Genomic DNA, 18,217 nt, shown 5'->3' with positions numbered 1-18,217 from the left:
TTTAGCCCCGATTGCTACATCTGGGTGCTTTTGGAGATAGAATACGGTATGAATACCGGAGCAAGCAATAAAAACCAATTAAACACATAAATTTTCGTTTCTGATGATTAAAAAGATTGCTTGTTTTTCGCTTTTTTTAACGCAAACCGTATGGGTATTTACCGCAGGTGCCCAACAGGTAAACCCCGGCCTACATCAAAAAAGTTTGGTGGTTTGGGATGATAAACCCGCTAAAACCTGGATGACCGAAGCCTATCCCATAGGTAATGGCCGCATTGGTGGTATGGTATTTGGCGGATTGGCCCAGGAACATATCCAGTTCAACGAGATCAGTTTATGGACAGGCGACGAAAACGAAACCGGTGCTTACCAGGCTTTTGGCGATCTGTACATCGATTTTAAGGGTAAAGATTCTACCCAAAAAATACCCGCAAATTATCGCCGTGAGTTGGATATCAGTAAGGCGGTACAGCAGATCAGCTATACCGATGCTGGCGTAGCTTACAAACGGGAGTATTTTTGCAGCTTTCCTGGCAAGGTGATGGTGCTACATTTTGGCGCTGATAAAAAAGGCGCCTATTCAGCCACTATTAAATTAAAAGATGCTCATAACTCAGTGGTTACCGCTAATGGTACAACATTACAAATTACCGGCAAGTTAGATAATGGCCTAGCCTATGATGGCGAAGTAACCATTAAAACAGAAGGCGGTTCTACCCACGCCGAACCGGATGGTAAAGGCGGGTCACAATTGGTGATCAGCAAAGCAGATGGTTTTACCGTATTGCTGGCAGCGGCTACCGATTACAGCAACCAGCGCGACCAGCACTGGCGCGGCGAAGCCCCAGGCATCAAAGTAAAACAAGCGCTTGCGGCTACTCTGGGTAAAACCTTTACTCAATTGTTAGCGGCTCATCTTCAGGATTACCAGGCTTTATTTGGCCGGGTTGCTATTGATTTGGGGAATACCCCGGCAGAGCAAGCTGCTTTACCCACTTACAAGCGTCTGGCGGTTTATAAAACCAAAGGCGACCCGCAGTTAGAAGCTTTATTATATCAGTACGGCAGGTATTTGCTCATTAGTTCATCACGTAAAGGTGGGTTACCCGCTAACTTACAGGGCTTATGGAATGAAAGCAATAACCCACCATGGAGAAGCGATTATCACTCCAACATCAATATCCAGATGAATTACTGGCTGGCCGAGCCTACCAATCTTTCCGAATGTCATTTCCCATACCTTGACTATATCAACAGCATGCGTGAGGTGAAAAAAGAAAGCACCCGCAAGGAATATCCCGGCGTTCGTGGTTGGACGGTAAAAACAGAGAATAATATTTATGGCGGTTCCAGCTTTTTGTGGAACACTCCCGGCAGTGCCTGGTATATGCAGGGCATTTGGGAGCATTACGCTTTTACGCAGGACAAAGCCTATCTTAAAAACTTTGGCTATCCTATTTTAAAAGAAGTGGTAGAATTTTGGGACGATCACCTGAAACGCCGCCCCGACGGAACGCTGGTATCGCCGTTGGGCTGGTCGCCAGAGCATGGTCCTACCGAAGATGGTGTAACCTACGACCAGGAAATAGTGTACGACCTGTTCACGAACTATATTCAAGCAGCTGATGTTTTAGGTATCGATAAAGCATACCGCGACCGTGTTGCCGATATGCGGGAGCATTTGCTGAAACCCAAAATTGGTAAATGGGGTCAACTGCAGGAATGGGAAACCGACCGTGATGATCCGAAAGATACGCACCGCCATTCTTCAAACCTGTTCGGCCTGCATCCGGGTAGCCGCATCAGCACTCTGAAAACACCTGAACTGGCCAAGGCTGCCAAAGTAAGCTTATTGGCCCGTGGCGATGTATCTACAGGCTGGTCAATGGCCTGGAAAATCAATTTCTGGGCGCGCCTGCAGGACGGCAACCATGCCTATACTATTCTGAATAATTTTATAACGCTGGTAGGTGGTTCCGGGGTGAATTATAACGAAGGCGGCGGTTTATATTCCAACCTTTTCTGCGCGCATCCGCCGTTTCAGATCGATGGGAACTTTGGCTACACAGCCGGGGTAACCGAAATGCTGTTGCAAAGCCAAACCGGCGAATTACAATTATTACCGGCATTGCCAAAAGGATGGCTAACGGGTAGTGTACAAGGCCTGCGTGCCCGCGGCGATTTTGAGATCGTGAATATGGAATGGAAAGACGGCAAAATTGTTAAGCTCAGCATTAAATCCTTAGCAGGTGGTGAATGTAAACTGCAAAGCCCCAATGCTTTAAAAACCAGCGTAGAGGTGTCAAAAAATGGCGGGGCAGGTAGTGATATGGCATATAGCTTTAAGACGTTGGTAGGTAAGGTTTACGATTTTGAGGGGAACTGACAGCTATAAGTCTAAAAAACAACGTCATTGCGAGGTACGAAGCAATCTCTATGCTATACAGAGCGAACCTGCTTATCGGGGATTGCTTCGTACCTCGCAATGACGTGTGGGAAAGAAGCGCAGACGGGGTGAGTCGCCTGCGGAGGGTATTTCGAGGGGATTGTCCATCTATTTCAAAGATTTATCCATTTTTTGAGATACAATTAGCCAATACATTTACCAAACCAGTAAGAAGCCTTCCGGCAAAACCATTATAACAGAGATACAAGGCATGATAAAATTTAAATACTTATTTATTTTAACGATATCGTTCGGCGCTTTCTTACCGGTAAAAGCCCAGGATAAAAATACCCTTTGGAAGGGTTTTGAAAAAACAACCGTGACAATTGACGGGCACGACGCCTATTATGTAAAACCCGCGCACCCACTGCCCGGTAATCCCTGGGTATGGCGCGCCTCCTTCCCGGACTGGCATACCGAAATTGACAGCATATTGCTTACCAGGGGCTTTTACGTTGCCTTTGTCAATGTCGATAATCAATACGGCAATCCGCAGGCCTTGCAGGTTTGGGATAAATTCTATACCTATTTAACCGAAAAACAATCATTTGCCCACAAAGTAGCGCTCGAAGCGGTGAGTCGTGGCGGTCTTTATGTGTACGGCTGGGCCAAGCGCAATCCCGATAAGGTAAGCTGTATTTATGGCGAAACCCCGGTTTGCGATTTCAAGAGCTGGCCCGGTGGTAAGGGTAAAGGTCCGGGTGATGCCAATAGCTGGAAAGAGTTAAAAGAAGTCTACCACTTTACCGAAGAGCAAGCACTGGCTTATAAAGATAATCCTATAGACAACCTGGAAGGACTGGCCTCATTCCGGGTGCCGGTATTACATACAATCGGCCTGAACGATAAACTGGTGCCACCGGATGAAAATACTTATCCCTTTGCCAAAAACTACCTGGCTTTGGGTGGCCCGGTGAGCATTCAACCCATAACCCAGGGACCGGTAGAACTGCAAGGGCACCATGTTAAAATTGACCGCCCCGATTATTATGCCGATTTTATCTACAACAACTCATACCCTGTAAAAAATGCGCTGCCATACAGCAATTATGTGAACCCGGCCAGCAAGCTCAATAACTTTTACTACGCGGTTACGGTTAAAAAGAAAGCCACAGTTTCGTTTTTAGGCGGATCGATCACCTTTAACCCCGGCTGGCGCGATAAGATCTGCCGGTATTTAAAAGAGACCTATCCGGAAACCGATTTTCATTTTATAGCCGCCGGTATACCTTCGTTAGGCAGTTTGCCGCATGCTTTCCGCGTACAGCGCGATATCCTGGATTCGGGCAAAACCGATCTGCTGTTTTTAGAAGCTGCCGTGAATGATCGTGGTACCGACAGCACCACCCAGGTACGCGCTTTAGAAGGTATTGTGAGGCACGCCCGCAACGCCAACCCGTATGCTGATGTGATCCTAATGGCTTTTGTCGATCCTCAAAAAATGGAGAACTACGCTAAAGGCAAAGTATCGCCCGAACTGCTGAACCACGAACTGATAGCTAAACACTATAACCTGCCCTATGTAAACCTGGCGCTGGAAGTGAACGACAAGATCAAAAATAAAGAACTCACCTGGGCGGATGATTTTAAAGATATCCACCCGGCACATTATGGGCAGGAACTTTACTTCGCCACGATCAGAACACTATTACAGGAATGTGTGGAGGATAAATACAAAGCACCGTTTAAGATCACTATGCCATCGGTTATTGATAAGGCCCGCTATGAAAACGGCAGCTATTACGATCTGACAAATGCCAAACTGGGTAAAGGATGGCAGATCACACCCGATTGGAGTCCGAAGGACGGTCTTTCAACCCGTGATGGTTTTGTGCATGTGCCGGTACTGAATGCCGATGAGCCTGGTTCAGAGCTTTCCTTGCCATTTAAAGGTAACGCGGTAGGTATTGCCATTGTAGCCGGTGGTGATGCAGGTACCATATCTTACGCGGTTGACAACAGCCCATATAAAGATAAGGATCTGTTCACAGAGTGGAGCAGCTGGCTTCACCTGCCCATTTATCATATACTGGGCGATAATTTGAGCAATGGTAACCATGTGCTTAAAATTAAGATCAGCGATAAAAAGAACAGTTCAAGTAAAGGGCATGCTTGCCGGATCGTTCATTTTTTGGTAAACAACAAATAAACTTGATATGATGAAGAAAAAAGGGGGGTTGATACTGGCCCTGGCATTAAGCATTTGCACTGTATTTGCCCAGGAGGTTAAAACACCCAAAGTGGTTATGGATCAGTTTATGGACAAACGTTTTGGTATGTTCATTCATTTTGGCCCGGTAACCCAACGTGGTACCGAAATTGGCTGGAGTCGCAACAAAGAAGTAGCGCAGGCTGATTATGACAACCTGTACCATGAGTTCGACCCGAAATTGTTTAATGCTGATGCCTGGGTAAAAACCGCCAAAGATGCCGGTATGAAATATCTCACCATCACCGCCAAACATCATGATGGCTTTTGTTTATGGCCAACCGCTTATTCAGATTATAACATATCCAATTCGCCATTTAAAAGAGATATCGTGGGCGAGCTGGCCCAAGCCTGTAAAAAACAAGGCGTAACCTTTTGCATCTATTTTACGGTGTTAGACTGGGATGATCCTGATTATCCGATCCACAACCCTTATGACTCTACCAAAAATGTTAAAGGTGATATGACCGCCTTTAAAACCCGCATGAAAAATGAGCTGAAGGAAGTGATCACCAAATACAAACCCTTTATGCTTTGGTTTGATGGCTACTGGGAAAAACCATGGACAAAAGAAGACGGTAAAGAAATATACCAGTTTATCAAAAGCGTTGACGCCAATGTGATCGTCAACAACAGACTGGGCAAGATCAGCGAAAAGCTGAATGAAGAATCGGTAGGGGACTTTCTGACTCCGGAGCAGCGCGTAGGGGAGATCAACATGAATGAACCCTGGGAAAGCTGCATCACCATTTGTAATCAATGGGCCTGGAAACCGAACGATCAGATGAAGTCATTAAAACAATGCATCCAGACGTTGGTAACAACCGCAGCTGGCAATGGCAACTTGTTGTTTAATGTTGGCCCGGCTATGGATGGCCATATAGAAGCCCGGCAGGTAAAACGCCTGCAGGAAATGGGCGATTGGTTAAAACAATACGGTGAAAGTATCTACAGTACCCAGGGAGGACCTTATGCCCCGAATGCTGTTTACGCTGCTACCCGTAAGGGCAATAAAATATACCTGCATGTTTTTCAGCGTAAAGATGGAGTGCTGACTATTCCTGCCATTCCGGGTGTTAAGATCACCAAATCCTATTTTATGAATGGAGATGCTGTTATTATTAAAACGGATAAAAACAGCTACCAGATTAATCTGCCAGCTACTATGCCCGATGAAAATTGCTCAGTGATTGTTCTGGATCTTAACAAAAGCGCGCAGGACATCCCGGTAATACCCGTAAAAGCCTAATTATTTAAAACCAATGATATCCAAACGTCTCACATCAATAACAAGTATTTTGTTATTAACCTCAACGCTGAGTTTTGCACAAAAACAGGCATTGAGACTACATTACGACAAACCCGCAGCCGTATGGGAAGAAACTTTGCCTTTGGGCAACGGTCGCCTGGGTATGATGCCCGATGGTGGCGTGAACGATGAAAAGATCGTATTGAATGATATTACGCTATGGTCGGGCTCGCCGCAGGACGCCAATAACTACGAGGCCTATAAAAAATTGCCGCAAATAAAAGAATTACTATTGGCCGGTAAAAATGTAGAGGCACAGGCCCTGATTGATAAAGATTTTGTGTGTAAAGGCCCGGGCTCAGGCGGTACGCGATGGGGCTGCTACCAGGTTTTGGGTGATCTGGACCTGAAGTTTGACTATGGTAAACCAGATGCACAGGTTACCAATTACCAAAGAGCATTATCCTTGAACACCGCAGTAGCCAATACCAGCTATCAGGTTGATGGCGTTACCTACAAACGCGAATACTTTACCAGTTTTGGCGATGATGTCGACATGATCAGGCTAACGGCTGATAAGCCGGGTAAGCTGAATTTCAGTATCAATATATCCCGTCCCGAACGCTCGGCCACAAGTACCAGTGGTAATACATTGCAATTGCAAGGACGTTTGGATAATGGTACCGATGGCAACGGCATGCAATACCAGGCCAATGTAAAAGCCAAATTAACAGGTGGAACCCTGAGCAGTACTGCAAATAGCCTGGTTGTGAAAAATGCGACCGAAGTTATTATCTATATCTCAGCAGCTACCGATTTCAGGAAACCCGATTTTAAACAAAGGATCCTACGTGATCTGGAGGCTGCTATAAAAAAGCCTTATGCCGCGCAGAAACAACAGCATATCGTCAACTATCAAAAACTGTTTAATCGGGTTGATATCAATTTAGGATCGCCGGAAAGTACCGAAACTACCGATCAGCAGTTGATCAGTTTTCATAAAGAACCAGGCAAACACAAAGATCTTCCGGTGCTATTCTTCCAGTTCGGCAGATATTTAAGTATCAGCAGTACACGTGTTGGCCTGTTACCACCAAACTTGCAGGGGCTTTGGGCCAACCAGGTGCATACTCCATGGAACGGCGACTACCACCTGGATGTGAACGTACAGATGAACCATTTCCCGGTAGAGGTATCCAATTTATCTGAACTGAACTTACCCTTGGTTGAACTGGTACGCGGCCTGGTAAAATCCGGCGAACGTACAGCCAAAGCTTACTATAATGCCGATGGCTGGGTGGCCCATGTGATCACCAACGTTTGGGGCTGGACAGAGCCCGGCGAAAGCGCCTCCTGGGGTGTAACCAAAGGCGGATCGGGCTGGTTGTGCAGCAACATCTGGGATCATTACGCTTTCAGCAATGATAAAGCTTATTTAAAAAGGATTTATCCCATTTTAAAAGGCTCGGCGCAGTTTTATAGCAGCATCCTGATCAAAGATCCTAAAAGCGGCTACCTGGTTACAGCGCCGTCTTCATCGCCCGAAAATGCTTTTTACCTGCCCGATGGCAGTCATGCCAGCATCTGCATCGGCGCTACTTTTGATAACCAGATCATGCGCGAGTTGTTTACCAATGTAATTACGGCATCTAAGACCCTGGGAATTGATAAAGCATTCCGCGATACGCTGCAGGCAAGATTAAAACAGATCCCGCCTCCAGGTGTGATCAGCAAAGACGGCCGCATACAGGAGTGGATGGAAGATTATAAAGAGACTGAACCTCAGCATCGCCATATTTCGCATCTGTATGGTATCTACCCTGCCTCCGAAATTACGCCCGATGGTACACCCGAACTGGCCGAAGCAGCCAAAAAAACACTCAACGTTCGCGGTGATGATGGCCCAAGCTGGTCAATCGCTTATAAACTATTGTTCTGGGCCAGGCTGCATGATGGTAACCGCGCTTACAAGCTGTACACCGAGATCATGAAACCTACCACGCGTACCGATATCAATTATGGCTCGGGCGGGGGGATTTATCCCAACTTGCTTTCTGCCGGTCCGCCGTTCCAGATCGACGGTAACTTTGGCACTACTGCAGGCATAGCCGAAATGCTGATCCAAAGCCACGCTGGTTATATCGATCTGCTGCCTGCCATACCCGATAGCTGGAAAGCATCTGGTTCGGTTAAAGGCCTCAAAGCCCGCGGAAATTTTACCGTTGATTTTGCCTGGAAGGATGGTGTAGTAACCACCTACAAGATTACTTCGCCTGATCCGCGCAGCGTGAAGGTTAAAGTAAACGGGGTAATAAAAAATATTACTGCCCAAAAAAGCTAAACAATTTAAACTATACATGAAGCCTATTGCAATAGTAACAAACCCATTCATCCCAAAAATAGCCCGGCCGGTTTTAGTGTTAACACTACTACTGGCTTTGCCATTTGTAAACATAGTCTCGGCGCAGGTGCGCAAACAAGCTGCCTCAGACCAGGTCGTAATACCTTATGGTGATGGTAACGCTGTCATCTATAACCTGAAAAGCGGCCTGTATTCGGTAACCAGGGGTAAGTATTTGGCATACAGTAAGGTAGGTGCCTCCATCTCAATTAATGGTAAAATCATCTCCACTAAAGATTATGCATCCCGCACCTATACCAAAACAGCTATTACCGATGGTTTTGGCAAGGGCTTTAAATACACCATTACATTAAGCGGCAAAGGTCTTAACTCTATCAAACAGGTGTTTTATACTTATCCCAATCACGAGTATTTTATCACTCAGATAGAAGCTTCCGGCAAAGGGCTGCAAACCAATTCTATCATCCCGTTCTCGGGCAATATAGCCGCTGTTGACGGCGATGCACGCAGCATTTTTGTACCTTTTGATAACGATACTTTCATCCGCTATAATGCCAAACCTTTTGTGGCTCCGTTCACAAACATGAGCGCCGAGGTAGGGGCTATATACAACAACGATAGTCGCACTGGTTTTGTAGTCGGTTCTATTGAACACGAAGTATGGAAAACAGGTATCCGCAGTACCGCTAAAAAAGACAGCGGGAATGCCATCCAGGTTTGGGCCGGATATACCGAAAACAGTGTTACCCGTGATAACATCGCCCACGGAGCTATCAGCGGGGATGTGGTTAAATCTCCAAAAATATTGGTAGGCTACTTTGACGACTGGCGCACCGGCATGGAAGAGTATGCCAAAGCCAACCGCATTGCCGAGCCTCCTTATGTGTTTAACTGGACAAAACCAACACCCGTAGGCTGGAACAGCTGGGGTGTGATGCAGGATAAACTCACCTATGAGAAAGCTACCAAAGTAGCCGATTTCTTCGCCGATAGCCTGGCAGGCTTCCGCACGGGTAAAACCGCTTTTATCGACCTGGATTCTTACTGGGATTTTATGGTGAAAGGCGGCGCCGAAGGTGATTACAGCAAGCTTAAAGAATTTGCCGATTACTGCAAAAGTAAAGGTCTGGAACCCGGCGTATACTGGGCGCCCTTTACCGACTGGGGCTGGAAAGACGGCCCTAACCGTAAAGTTCCCGGCAGCAATTATACCTTCGGTGATATTTGGACAAAAGTAGGTAGCGGCTATCACGATATCGACGGCGCCCGCGCTATCGACCCAACACATCCCGGCACCCGCGAACGTATTGACCTCACCATAGGTAAATTGAAAGCTTGCGGTTTTAAAATGATCAAGATCGATTTTTTAGGTCATGCCACAGCCGAGTCGACTCATTTTTATGATCCCACAGTAACCACAGGCATGCAGGCTTACCGCAAAGGCATGGAATACCTGACCGATAAACTAGGCGACCAGATGCTTATTTATGCCGCTATTTCGCCTAGCCTGGCTACAGGCCGTTATGTACACACCCGCCGCATAGCCTGCGATGCTTTTAAAACCATAAAAGATACCCAGTACACGCTCAATAGCGTAAGCTACGGCTGGTGGCAAACCTTTTTATATAACTATGTTGATGCTGATCACGTGGTATTGTCAACCGAAAGCGAAGGGGCAAATCGTGCCCGATTTTTATCAGCTGTGATCACCGGTACAGTAATTACCGGCGACGACTTTTCGGTACACGGACAATGGAGCGACAGGGCCAAAGCCTGGTATCAAAACCCAGAGGTGATCAAACTGATTGAAAACGGCAAAACGTTTAAACCCGTTGAAGGCAATACCGGCGAAAATGCCTCCGAAATGTTTACTCAGAAAATTGGAAATAGTATCTATATTGCCATTTTCAATTACGGCAGCGAGCCCAAAACTTTTGCTATGGATGGCAAACGCCTGGGCTTGGACGATAAAGCAGAGTACAAGTTAAATGAATTGTTGCAGGGCAACGTTCTGGGCGAAACATTGAGCTTTAAACTGAATGGCGGTGACGCGGCTTTGTATAAATTGGATATTGATGAAAAGAAATAAACAACAAGATCTTTTACGTAGAGACGCATATTTGCGTCTCAGACCATGCAAAGCTGTCTTTTATACGAGAGACGCAAATATGCGTCTCTACAAATAAAATTACTAAACACATAACACTGAAAATAACCTTATAAATTGAGAAATATGTTCCGAAATCATTTACTGCCCTTATGCCTGGTGGGTGGTCTGTTTACAGCAGGCAGCAGTTTTGCCCAGGTAGTGACTATCCCGGTCGAAACACAGCACAATGCCCTTGTGCTGCAAACCGATGCCGACAAAAACCTGAAGATGGTTTACTTTGGCGCCAAACTGAGCAATACAGGCGAGTACGCTCGTATCCAAAAAATGTATAATCAAAAGGATGACTCCGGCATCCTCAACTCGGCTTATACGCCATCAGGCTCCGCAAATCTGGCCGAGCCTGCCATCACCGTAACCCATGCCAATGGCGACAAATCCCTCAGCCTGGCTTATGTGAGCCATGAGGTTACTAAGGTTGCGGATGATATTTCGTTATTAACGATTACGCTGAAAGATCCTGTTTATGATTTTGAGGTGAAACTGTTTTATAAAACCTATTTTAAAGAGGATGTGACCGAACAATGGTCGGTGATAAAACATCATGAAAAAGGCGAGGTGGTATTAAATAAGTTCGCGTCGGCTAATCTGAATTTAAAAGGCAGTGGCTTTTGGCTGAAACAATATCATGGCAACTGGGCAGAAGAAATGCGTCCCGAAGAAGCTAAACTAACGCACGGCATCAAAACTATCGACAGTAAACTGGGTACCCGTACTAATTTGTACGAGCCATCCATGTTCGCAGTATCTGTAGATAAACCGGCTACCGAAGATGAAGGCAAGGTTTTGTTGGGTGCGCTGGAATGGTCTGGCAATTTCAAGATCGACTTTGAGTTGGATGTTGCTGATAACCTGCGACTGATTGCCGGAATCAACAATGCCGCGGCTGAATATCACTTAAAACCGAACGAAGAGTTTGCTACACCGGCCTTGGTATATACTTACTCAGATCAGGGTAAAGGCGATGCCAGCAGAAAATTACAGCGCTGGGCCCGCAAATACAAAATTGTGGATGGCGAAGGTTCAAGGCTTACCCTGCTGAACAACTGGGAATCGACCTATTTTGATTTCAATGAAACCAAACTGGCCGAACTATTAAAAGATACCAAGAAACTGGGTGTCGACCTGTTTTTGCTGGACGATGGCTGGTTTGCCAATAAATATCCGCGTAACGGCGACCATGCAGGTCTGGGCGACTGGCAGGAGAACAAACAAAAACTGCCCGACGGCATCAGTTGGTTAGTAAAAGAAGCGCAAAACAATGGTGTGAAATTTGGTATCTGGATTGAGCCCGAAATGGTTAATCCTAAAAGCGAGCTGTACGAGAAACATCCGGATTGGGTAATCAAACAACCAAATCGTCCCGAAAAATATTTCCGTAACCAACTGGTGCTGGATCTGACTAATCCAAAGGTGCAGGATTTTGTATTTGGCGTAGTAGATAACCTGTTCACCAAAAATCCCGATCTGGCTTATATCAAATGGGATTGTAACGCGGTGATCTATAACGCGTATTCGGCTTATCTGAAAAAAGATCAGTCGCATTTGTATACCGATTATGTGCGTGGCTTATACAAAGTGCTGGAACGTGTACGGGCTAAATATCCAAAAGTGCCATTGATGCTGTGTTCAGGCGGCGGCGGTCGTGTGGATTATGGCGCGCTGAAATACTTCACTGAGTTTTGGCCAAGTGATAACACCGATCCGCTGGAGCGCGTATTTATCCAGTGGGAGTACTCTTATTTCTACCCAGCCATCACCAGCTCAAACCACGTTACCGACTGGGGCAAACAACCGCTCAAGTTCCGTACAGATGTGGCCATGATGGGTAAACTGGGCTTTGATATTGTGATCAGCAAATTGGGCGAGCAGGACCTGGGCTATGTACACGGTGCCTTGAAGAGCTATGATAACCTGAAGGATGCTATCTGGCATGGCGATCAGTACCGTTTACAAAGCCCCTGGGATAACGACGCAGCTTCGATCATGTATGTAGATAATGCCAAAGCAAAAGCGGTGATGTTTAACTACCTGGTGAATAACCGTTACGGTACAGGTACCCCGGTGCCTATCCGTTTGAAAGGCCTTGATCCGCAGAAAAAATATGCAGTAAAAGAGATCAACCTTTACCCGGGTGCTAATTCGTCCATAGAAAAAGACCTGGTATTAACCGGCGACTTTTTAATGAACGTAGGTGTAAACCCACACGTAGATAAAAACAGAACCAGTGTAGTGCTGGAACTGGATGAAGTGAAGTAAAACCTCACCCGACCCTCTTCAAAGGAGAGGGCTTTAAAAATCATTGCAAGCTATGTCATTGCGAGCGATAGCGCGGCAATCTCCTCGTATATAAACGCGAGGAGATTGCTTCGTCGTTCCTCCTCGCAATGACATTTTTTATTTTCCCAACCCTCTTTGCGACGAAGCCGGAGAGAGGGTCGTCCAGCCAAGCGCAGACCGGGTGAGTCGTAACCTGCGTTCATTACCCGCATCCTTCCCCAAATTAAAATTTCACTTTCCCAGTGACGTTTTAATTCCCCCTGGCGTCTTAGCACCATACATCAACTTAAAAATATGCACTACCCTACAAAACAAGGCATCATCAAATTCGCCCTGCTAGCTTTTGTTACTCTTATCAATACCGCTGTATTTGCACAATCGGTATCAGACAGTGTCGAGCTGTTCCTTAAGGATAAAATGAAAGCTTTGCAGACCCCCGGGCTGCAGGTGGCCATTATACAGCACGGCAAAATTGTAAAGCTTGGCGCTTATGGTTTGGCCAACCTGGAGAACAATATACCTACCACTGATCAAAGCGTATTCTCTATCAACTCCATGACCAAGGCGTTTACAGGTGTAGCGATTATGCAACTGGCCGAACAGGGTAAGCTGAATATTAACGACCCGATATCGAAATACCTGGACAGTCTGCCAGCCGCGTGGCAGCCTATCACACTAAAACAGGTACTCACCAATAGTTCGGGGTTGCCAAATATTATTGATGAGTATGAACATGTATTGGCAAATGGGGTAGAGGATGCCGCCTGGGCCCAGGTTAAAACCCTGCCTATGGCATTTAAACCGGGCGACAGGTTTCAGTACAATCAAACCGGTTACGTGATCCTGGGCAAGATCATTACCAAACTAAGTGGCGAGCATTTTACTAAATTTATTGAAGATAACCAGTTTAAGGTTGTAGGCATGACCCAAACCCGCTTTGGCGATGGCGCAGATATTATACCGCATTATGCCGGAGGTTATACTTTCCTGACCAATGTAAACGGACAGTGGAATAAGGGCGACCAATTGAAAAACGCCTTCGCGGAGTTTCCCGTATTTTTCAGGACGGCGGCAAGCATATTATCAACCGCTAAAGAAATGGCCAATTGGGTACTGGCCTTGCAACAAGGCAAATTGCTGAAAGATAAAGCAAGCTTAACCACCCTATGGACACCCGCTATACTCAACAATGGTAAAACAGGTGGTTTTGACGATCTGCTGAACGGATATGCCTTGGGCTGGCCTATGGCGGTAAGGGATGAACACCCTGCAGCCGCGCCTGTTGGCGGTTTCCGCTCCGCGCTGTTTGTTTATCCTAAGGACGATCTATCTATCATCGTTTTATCCAATTTGCAGGGTACCAACCCCGAGCAATTTATTGATGAAATGGCCGGGTTTTACATACCGGATATGAAAGCGGCGAACGGTTTTGGCTTGCCGCCTTCGGTTAAAAAACTGCGTACGGTACTACTGAAACAAGGTTTTGATAAGGCCATCAAAGTGGCTCATGATTTGAAAAAGAAAGACCCGGCATTTCAATTAACAGAAAATCAGCTAAATGGCTGGGGCTACTTTCTTCTGTGGCAAGGTAAGAAAAAGGAGGGTCTGGACATATTAAACCTTAACGTAAATCTTTATCCTGCAAGCGCCAACGTGTATGACAGCGTTGCTGATGCCTACGAAGCCAACGGCGACAGGGCTTCGGCTATCAAAAATTACAAACGCTCACTGGAATTAAACCCCAATAATAAAAACGCTGCCGACCAGCTGGCCAATTTTGCCAAAGCAGGTAAGTAGGGGCGTGCAGTGAAGCGCAGACAGTGTCATTTTTGCTTGTGGCCGGTGTTATCACCGTACCACAAGCAAAATATAATGAACTATGGCGTTACCAAAGTCCCTAAAAAAGTTTTAACAATTCTTATGGGGGGAGTTGTTCCATTGCTCGGGGTTACCAAAACGGTTACCCTTACTAAAGCAGTTTCAGTAGTTGGGGTAAGCTTTCTTCCATCAATGGTAGTATTATCAATAACTGCAATATTTCCAATGGTTTCTGTGGCTGCCGAGTAATTATAAAATGAACTTGACGCATCCAGGTTTTCTAACAATACCTGGGCATTTTGTACAGTTACGGTTGCGGAACCTGTAACAGCGGTGTTTTTTTGTATAGAGGTAACAAAAGAAGGATCTAAAGTAAAGGTGTTTACATAATAAGCATTGGCCGGGCCGTCCCAGCTGGAAGGGGCTGTGGTTTTTGTACTGGTAATATGTACAGTTGGTTTATTAGGAAAATTAAATACACCTAAGGGCGAAGTATATAACGGAGGAGGGGCGCCTACCGAATTGCCAACAGTTTGACCTGGTACCACAAGACTGTTAGGTACAAGGGGCTGGCTGGCTGTCAAGGTTCCATTCATGGTAATGGTTGAATTCATTTTTAAGTCAACTTCCTGGGTATTGCCGCTGCTCCCTCCAAAAATAGCATCTAAAAATCCGGTTATATTGCCTGCTAAACCACCGGAAGCAGCGCCGGCAATATTTGTCCCGGCAGCAAAACCTGCAGTTCCGTATATTTCTACAGCGGATAATCCGGCATTAATTAAAGCTCCTGCCCAATTAAAACCACTGGATTTTTGGGTTATGTTACCGGTTATCCCCCCTGTTGAGGTACCATTCAAATTTATTTGACTAATACTTACTGTTCTTGAATTCCATGTAAAGCCCAGGTTAGGGTAGGTGGTTGCTGCAAAATTAGGGTCATAAGCAATTTGATATTGCATGGCATACCATCCACCGCCATAAGAAACACCGCTATTATTGGTTTTGGTAAAAACACTTGTATTAGCAGTGACATCAACAATATCCCCGCCTTCAAAATTCAGCATTTTGGAGGTTGTACTATTGTTTGTATAAAGGCTTAATCCATGCTCAATATCTACATTATTATTAATATACGATGGAGGTATATATAAATAGAACCTTAACAAGCCCCTGTAAACATTATATAAGGCAAAATACAAGCCACCAGCCGGCTGCTGACTGGCAGTTGGGTAAACAGTAGTATTAAACGTATTGTAAACCAATTTCCAGCCGTCTGCGCTTTTATAATCACTAACAAGGTAAGCATCAATAGGGGTGCCCGACTGACTTTGCCATGGAAGAGATACACTTGTTGGAGAACTTGGGTTAACCGGCATGCTTGTTGCCGTTTCCCAATTAAAGGAGTAGTTAAGCGCGTCCTGGGTTTTGCCCCTTGTTTTAGTAATAGGGGTAATGGGTTTGAGATCTTTTTTGCAAGCTATTAAACTTGTGGCAAAAATAAATACAATAAATGTGTGGTTTTTGAGATTTTTCATTTAATTGAGTTTAAAGTTTGACTTAAATTTAATATTTTATTGATATTTTACTTTATTTTTGTAATTTTTATGATTATTGTAATTGTAAAAATGTTATTTATAAATATATAGCTTATTATAAATTACTTTTATAAAATAAAATATCGATCTAAAAAAAACTACTGATTATTAAGTGTTTTTGTGATTTTTTTAATTTGATTTATTGAATAGATGTAAATTAAATAGGTAGTGTGGCTAAAATTTTGATATTTTACGTGATTTGGCTATGTTTATTTGAAAAAAGAGTAGCTGATTGTAGTTGATTTGAAATTATTTTGTCTTCAGGCCGCTCTGGGCTTTCTGAAAGGATACTGAGAGAGCCACTGATAAAGCTTTTATCCCACCCAAAAAAATCGTATATTTGTATATACAACGGCCCGGTTTTCTCCCAAAAGAGCGAACCGGGCCGTTTGCATAAGGGTCAAAAGAGGCTAAAAAAACGATTGTTTTTTATCTAGTTATTTGATAATCAATTATTTAATACTTTTTAAACCTTTCAAAACCCATCAAAAATTTGTTAAAAAGTGTTAAAATGGCGTTAAAACTTTGTTAAAATGGGCAAATTGATGCGTTTTTACCCTGTTTTTAACTAAAAAATTGTTAAAATTTAAGGTTTAAAAAGTTTTTGTCTGCGGTTTATCTGGCAGCAAAAAAAGAAACAGGCTCACAATAATTAGCAAAAAAATATTGATCCCGGTAGCCAGCCGGTAAGCCGATATGTATCCGGCCAAACTGGTATCGCCGGCCAGCCGGTAAAAAAATACACCACCTACAATACCTATCCCCAAAGCAATAGCGGTTTGCTGAAAGGTGGAGAAAGTTCCGGAAGCGGCCCCTGCAAAACGGGTTGGGATGCTTTTGAGGGCCATAGTCAACAACGATGGCAGCACTGATCCGCAGCCGGTACCATAAATAAAAAGCACAGGTAATAGTAAATACCTGCTGACTGTCGCTGAATTGAAAAACAGTAAATGAAACAGGAGCGAAGTAACCATGATCAAAACACCAACCTGCAGCACCCGTTTGCCATAACGTGGTACCAGGCGAAGGGACAACAGCGAGGCCACCACATACCCAACACCCTGGAACACAAAGAACACCCCGGTTTCGGACGAGCTGATGCCAAAGCCATTCTGGAACAGGATCACATTGATCACAAAATAGGTATCCTGTACCATAAAGTAGAACAGTACAGCGCAAAGGCCAATATTAAAGTCCTTAAACCCAAACAGGCGGACATCAACCAGAGGCTCCTGGCCGTTATGCAGTTTCCGGCGCTGGTCGAGCACAAACAGGTATAACAACAAGAGTGAGAGCGCGATAGATGCCATGCTCCACCAGGGCCAATGAAGCTCAGGGCCACGTACCAGCGGATAAATGAGGGTTATCAGGGCTACTGTCAATAAGCTAACACCAGAATGGTCAAACCGTGATTTTTTGGAGGTTTTGGTATCCTTCAGAAATATGACAGCCAATATCACCGCAACCAAACCTATGGGCAGATTGATAAGGAAAATGAGTCGCCAGCCGTCCATCAAAAAATGGATATCGGGCAGCAGTCCACCTAAAAACTGCCCTATAACCGATGCCGTACCAGCTATACTGCCATAAATACCCAGGGCCCGGATGCGGTCGTGGTGTAGTGGAAAAAGTACCTGGATGTAGGTAATGCTCTGCGGGATCATAAAAGCGGCACTGATACCCTGCAAAAAACGCGAAGTGTTGATCTGCCAGGCGGTTTGCGAAAAGCCACACAGGCAGGAGGTAACAATAAACAGCAGCATAGAAATTATAAAAACGTTCTTTTTGCCATAATGATCGCCGGCCCGGCCACCCGTGATCAGGAAGGCGGCGTAGCCCAGCAGGTATAGTACAATAACCAGCTGGATATCACTGTCGGACCCGTGTATGCCTCTTTTTATGGAGGGGATAGCTACATTAACGATGAATATATCGATCACTGATAAAAACACTGCCGACGACAAGATAACCAGCAGAAACCACCTTGAAATTTGCTTGTTCATAATTTGCAGATAAATGAATTTAACCGGCCTTAAGCCTGATTTTGTTAACTTTACGGTTCAAAGATGGGTGCGGCGGAAAAAGCTCACA

The 18,217-nt window shown here is 45.1% G+C and carries 9 protein-coding genes; 7 read left to right on the top strand and 2 right to left on the bottom strand.

Features of this window, described 5'->3' with window-relative positions; all coding sequences use genetic code 11:
* The first annotated feature begins 103 nt into the window (after nt 1-103).
* From AC57BQ_RS11695 to AC57BQ_RS11665, 7 genes are all read left to right on the top strand, one after another.
* Nucleotides 104-2,386 (top strand): glycoside hydrolase family 95 protein, encoded by a 2,283-nt coding sequence (locus AC57BQ_RS11695; RefSeq protein ID WP_496406458.1) that lies wholly within the window; start codon nt 104-106, stop codon nt 2,384-2,386.
* 271 nt (nt 2,387-2,657) lie between these two features.
* Nucleotides 2,658-4,595, top strand: a complete 1,938-nt coding sequence (locus AC57BQ_RS11690) for an SGNH/GDSL hydrolase family protein (RefSeq protein WP_496406457.1) — start codon at nt 2,658-2,660, stop codon at nt 4,593-4,595.
* A gap of 7 nt (nt 4,596-4,602) precedes the next feature.
* Complete coding sequence (locus tag AC57BQ_RS11685) at nt 4,603-5,904, top strand: alpha-L-fucosidase (RefSeq protein WP_496406456.1); 1,302 nt, start codon at nt 4,603-4,605, stop codon at nt 5,902-5,904.
* A 13-nt stretch (nt 5,905-5,917) separates the two neighbouring features.
* Nucleotides 5,918-8,245, top strand: coding sequence for a glycoside hydrolase family 95 protein (locus AC57BQ_RS11680; RefSeq protein WP_496406455.1), 2,328 nt, complete (start codon nt 5,918-5,920; stop codon nt 8,243-8,245).
* Nucleotides 8,246-8,261: 16 nt separating this feature from the next.
* Nucleotides 8,262-10,355: an alpha-galactosidase gene (locus tag AC57BQ_RS11675; RefSeq protein ID WP_496406454.1), complete on the top strand. Its 2,094-nt coding sequence runs from the start codon at nt 8,262-8,264 to the stop codon at nt 10,353-10,355.
* Nucleotides 10,356-10,499: 144 nt separating this feature from the next.
* The gene (locus AC57BQ_RS11670; protein ID WP_496406453.1) at nt 10,500-12,692 is read left to right on the top strand and encodes an alpha-galactosidase; all 2,193 of its coding nucleotides are present in this window, start codon (nt 10,500-10,502) and stop codon (nt 12,690-12,692) included.
* Nucleotides 12,693-13,007: 315 nt separating this feature from the next.
* The gene (locus AC57BQ_RS11665) at nt 13,008-14,510 is read left to right on the top strand and encodes a serine hydrolase (protein ID WP_496406452.1); all 1,503 of its coding nucleotides are present in this window, start codon (nt 13,008-13,010) and stop codon (nt 14,508-14,510) included.
* 80 nt (nt 14,511-14,590) lie between these two features.
* Here AC57BQ_RS11665 and AC57BQ_RS11660 read toward each other — a convergent pair whose 3' ends face one another.
* Nucleotides 14,591-16,066 (bottom strand): hypothetical protein, encoded by a 1,476-nt coding sequence (locus tag AC57BQ_RS11660; RefSeq protein ID WP_496406451.1) that lies wholly within the window; start codon nt 16,064-16,066, stop codon nt 14,591-14,593.
* Between the two features lie 653 nt (nt 16,067-16,719).
* Nucleotides 16,720-18,129 (bottom strand): MFS transporter, encoded by a 1,410-nt coding sequence (locus AC57BQ_RS11655; protein WP_496406450.1) that lies wholly within the window; start codon nt 18,127-18,129, stop codon nt 16,720-16,722.
* Nucleotides 18,130-18,217: the final 88 nt, after the last annotated feature.

This window comes from Mucilaginibacter sp. BGA-UO-ETr-C110, assembly GCF_059567985.1.
Note: the sequence above shows the minus strand (reverse complement) of the source record. Positions and strands in the feature narration are given on the sequence as shown.

What these genes read in the sequence shown, in the direction of transcription:
- AC57BQ_RS11695 (WP_496406458.1), top strand. Translation starts at nt 104, where the DNA reads ATGATTAAAAAGATTGCTTGTTTTTCGCTTTTTTTAACGCAAACCGTA.
- AC57BQ_RS11690 (WP_496406457.1), top strand. Translation starts at nt 2,658, where the DNA reads ATGATAAAATTTAAATACTTATTTATTTTAACGATATCGTTCGGCGCT.
- AC57BQ_RS11685 (WP_496406456.1), top strand. Translation starts at nt 4,603, where the DNA reads ATGATGAAGAAAAAAGGGGGGTTGATACTGGCCCTGGCATTAAGCATT.
- AC57BQ_RS11680 (WP_496406455.1), top strand. Translation starts at nt 5,918, where the DNA reads ATGATATCCAAACGTCTCACATCAATAACAAGTATTTTGTTATTAACC.
- AC57BQ_RS11675 (WP_496406454.1), top strand. Translation starts at nt 8,262, where the DNA reads ATGAAGCCTATTGCAATAGTAACAAACCCATTCATCCCAAAAATAGCC.
- AC57BQ_RS11670 (WP_496406453.1), top strand. Translation starts at nt 10,500, where the DNA reads ATGTTCCGAAATCATTTACTGCCCTTATGCCTGGTGGGTGGTCTGTTT.
- AC57BQ_RS11665 (WP_496406452.1), top strand. Translation starts at nt 13,008, where the DNA reads ATGCACTACCCTACAAAACAAGGCATCATCAAATTCGCCCTGCTAGCT.
- AC57BQ_RS11660 (WP_496406451.1), bottom strand. Translation starts at nt 16,066, where the DNA reads ATGAAAAATCTCAAAAACCACACATTTATTGTATTTATTTTTGCCACA.
- AC57BQ_RS11655 (WP_496406450.1), bottom strand. Translation starts at nt 18,129, where the DNA reads ATGAACAAGCAAATTTCAAGGTGGTTTCTGCTGGTTATCTTGTCGTCG.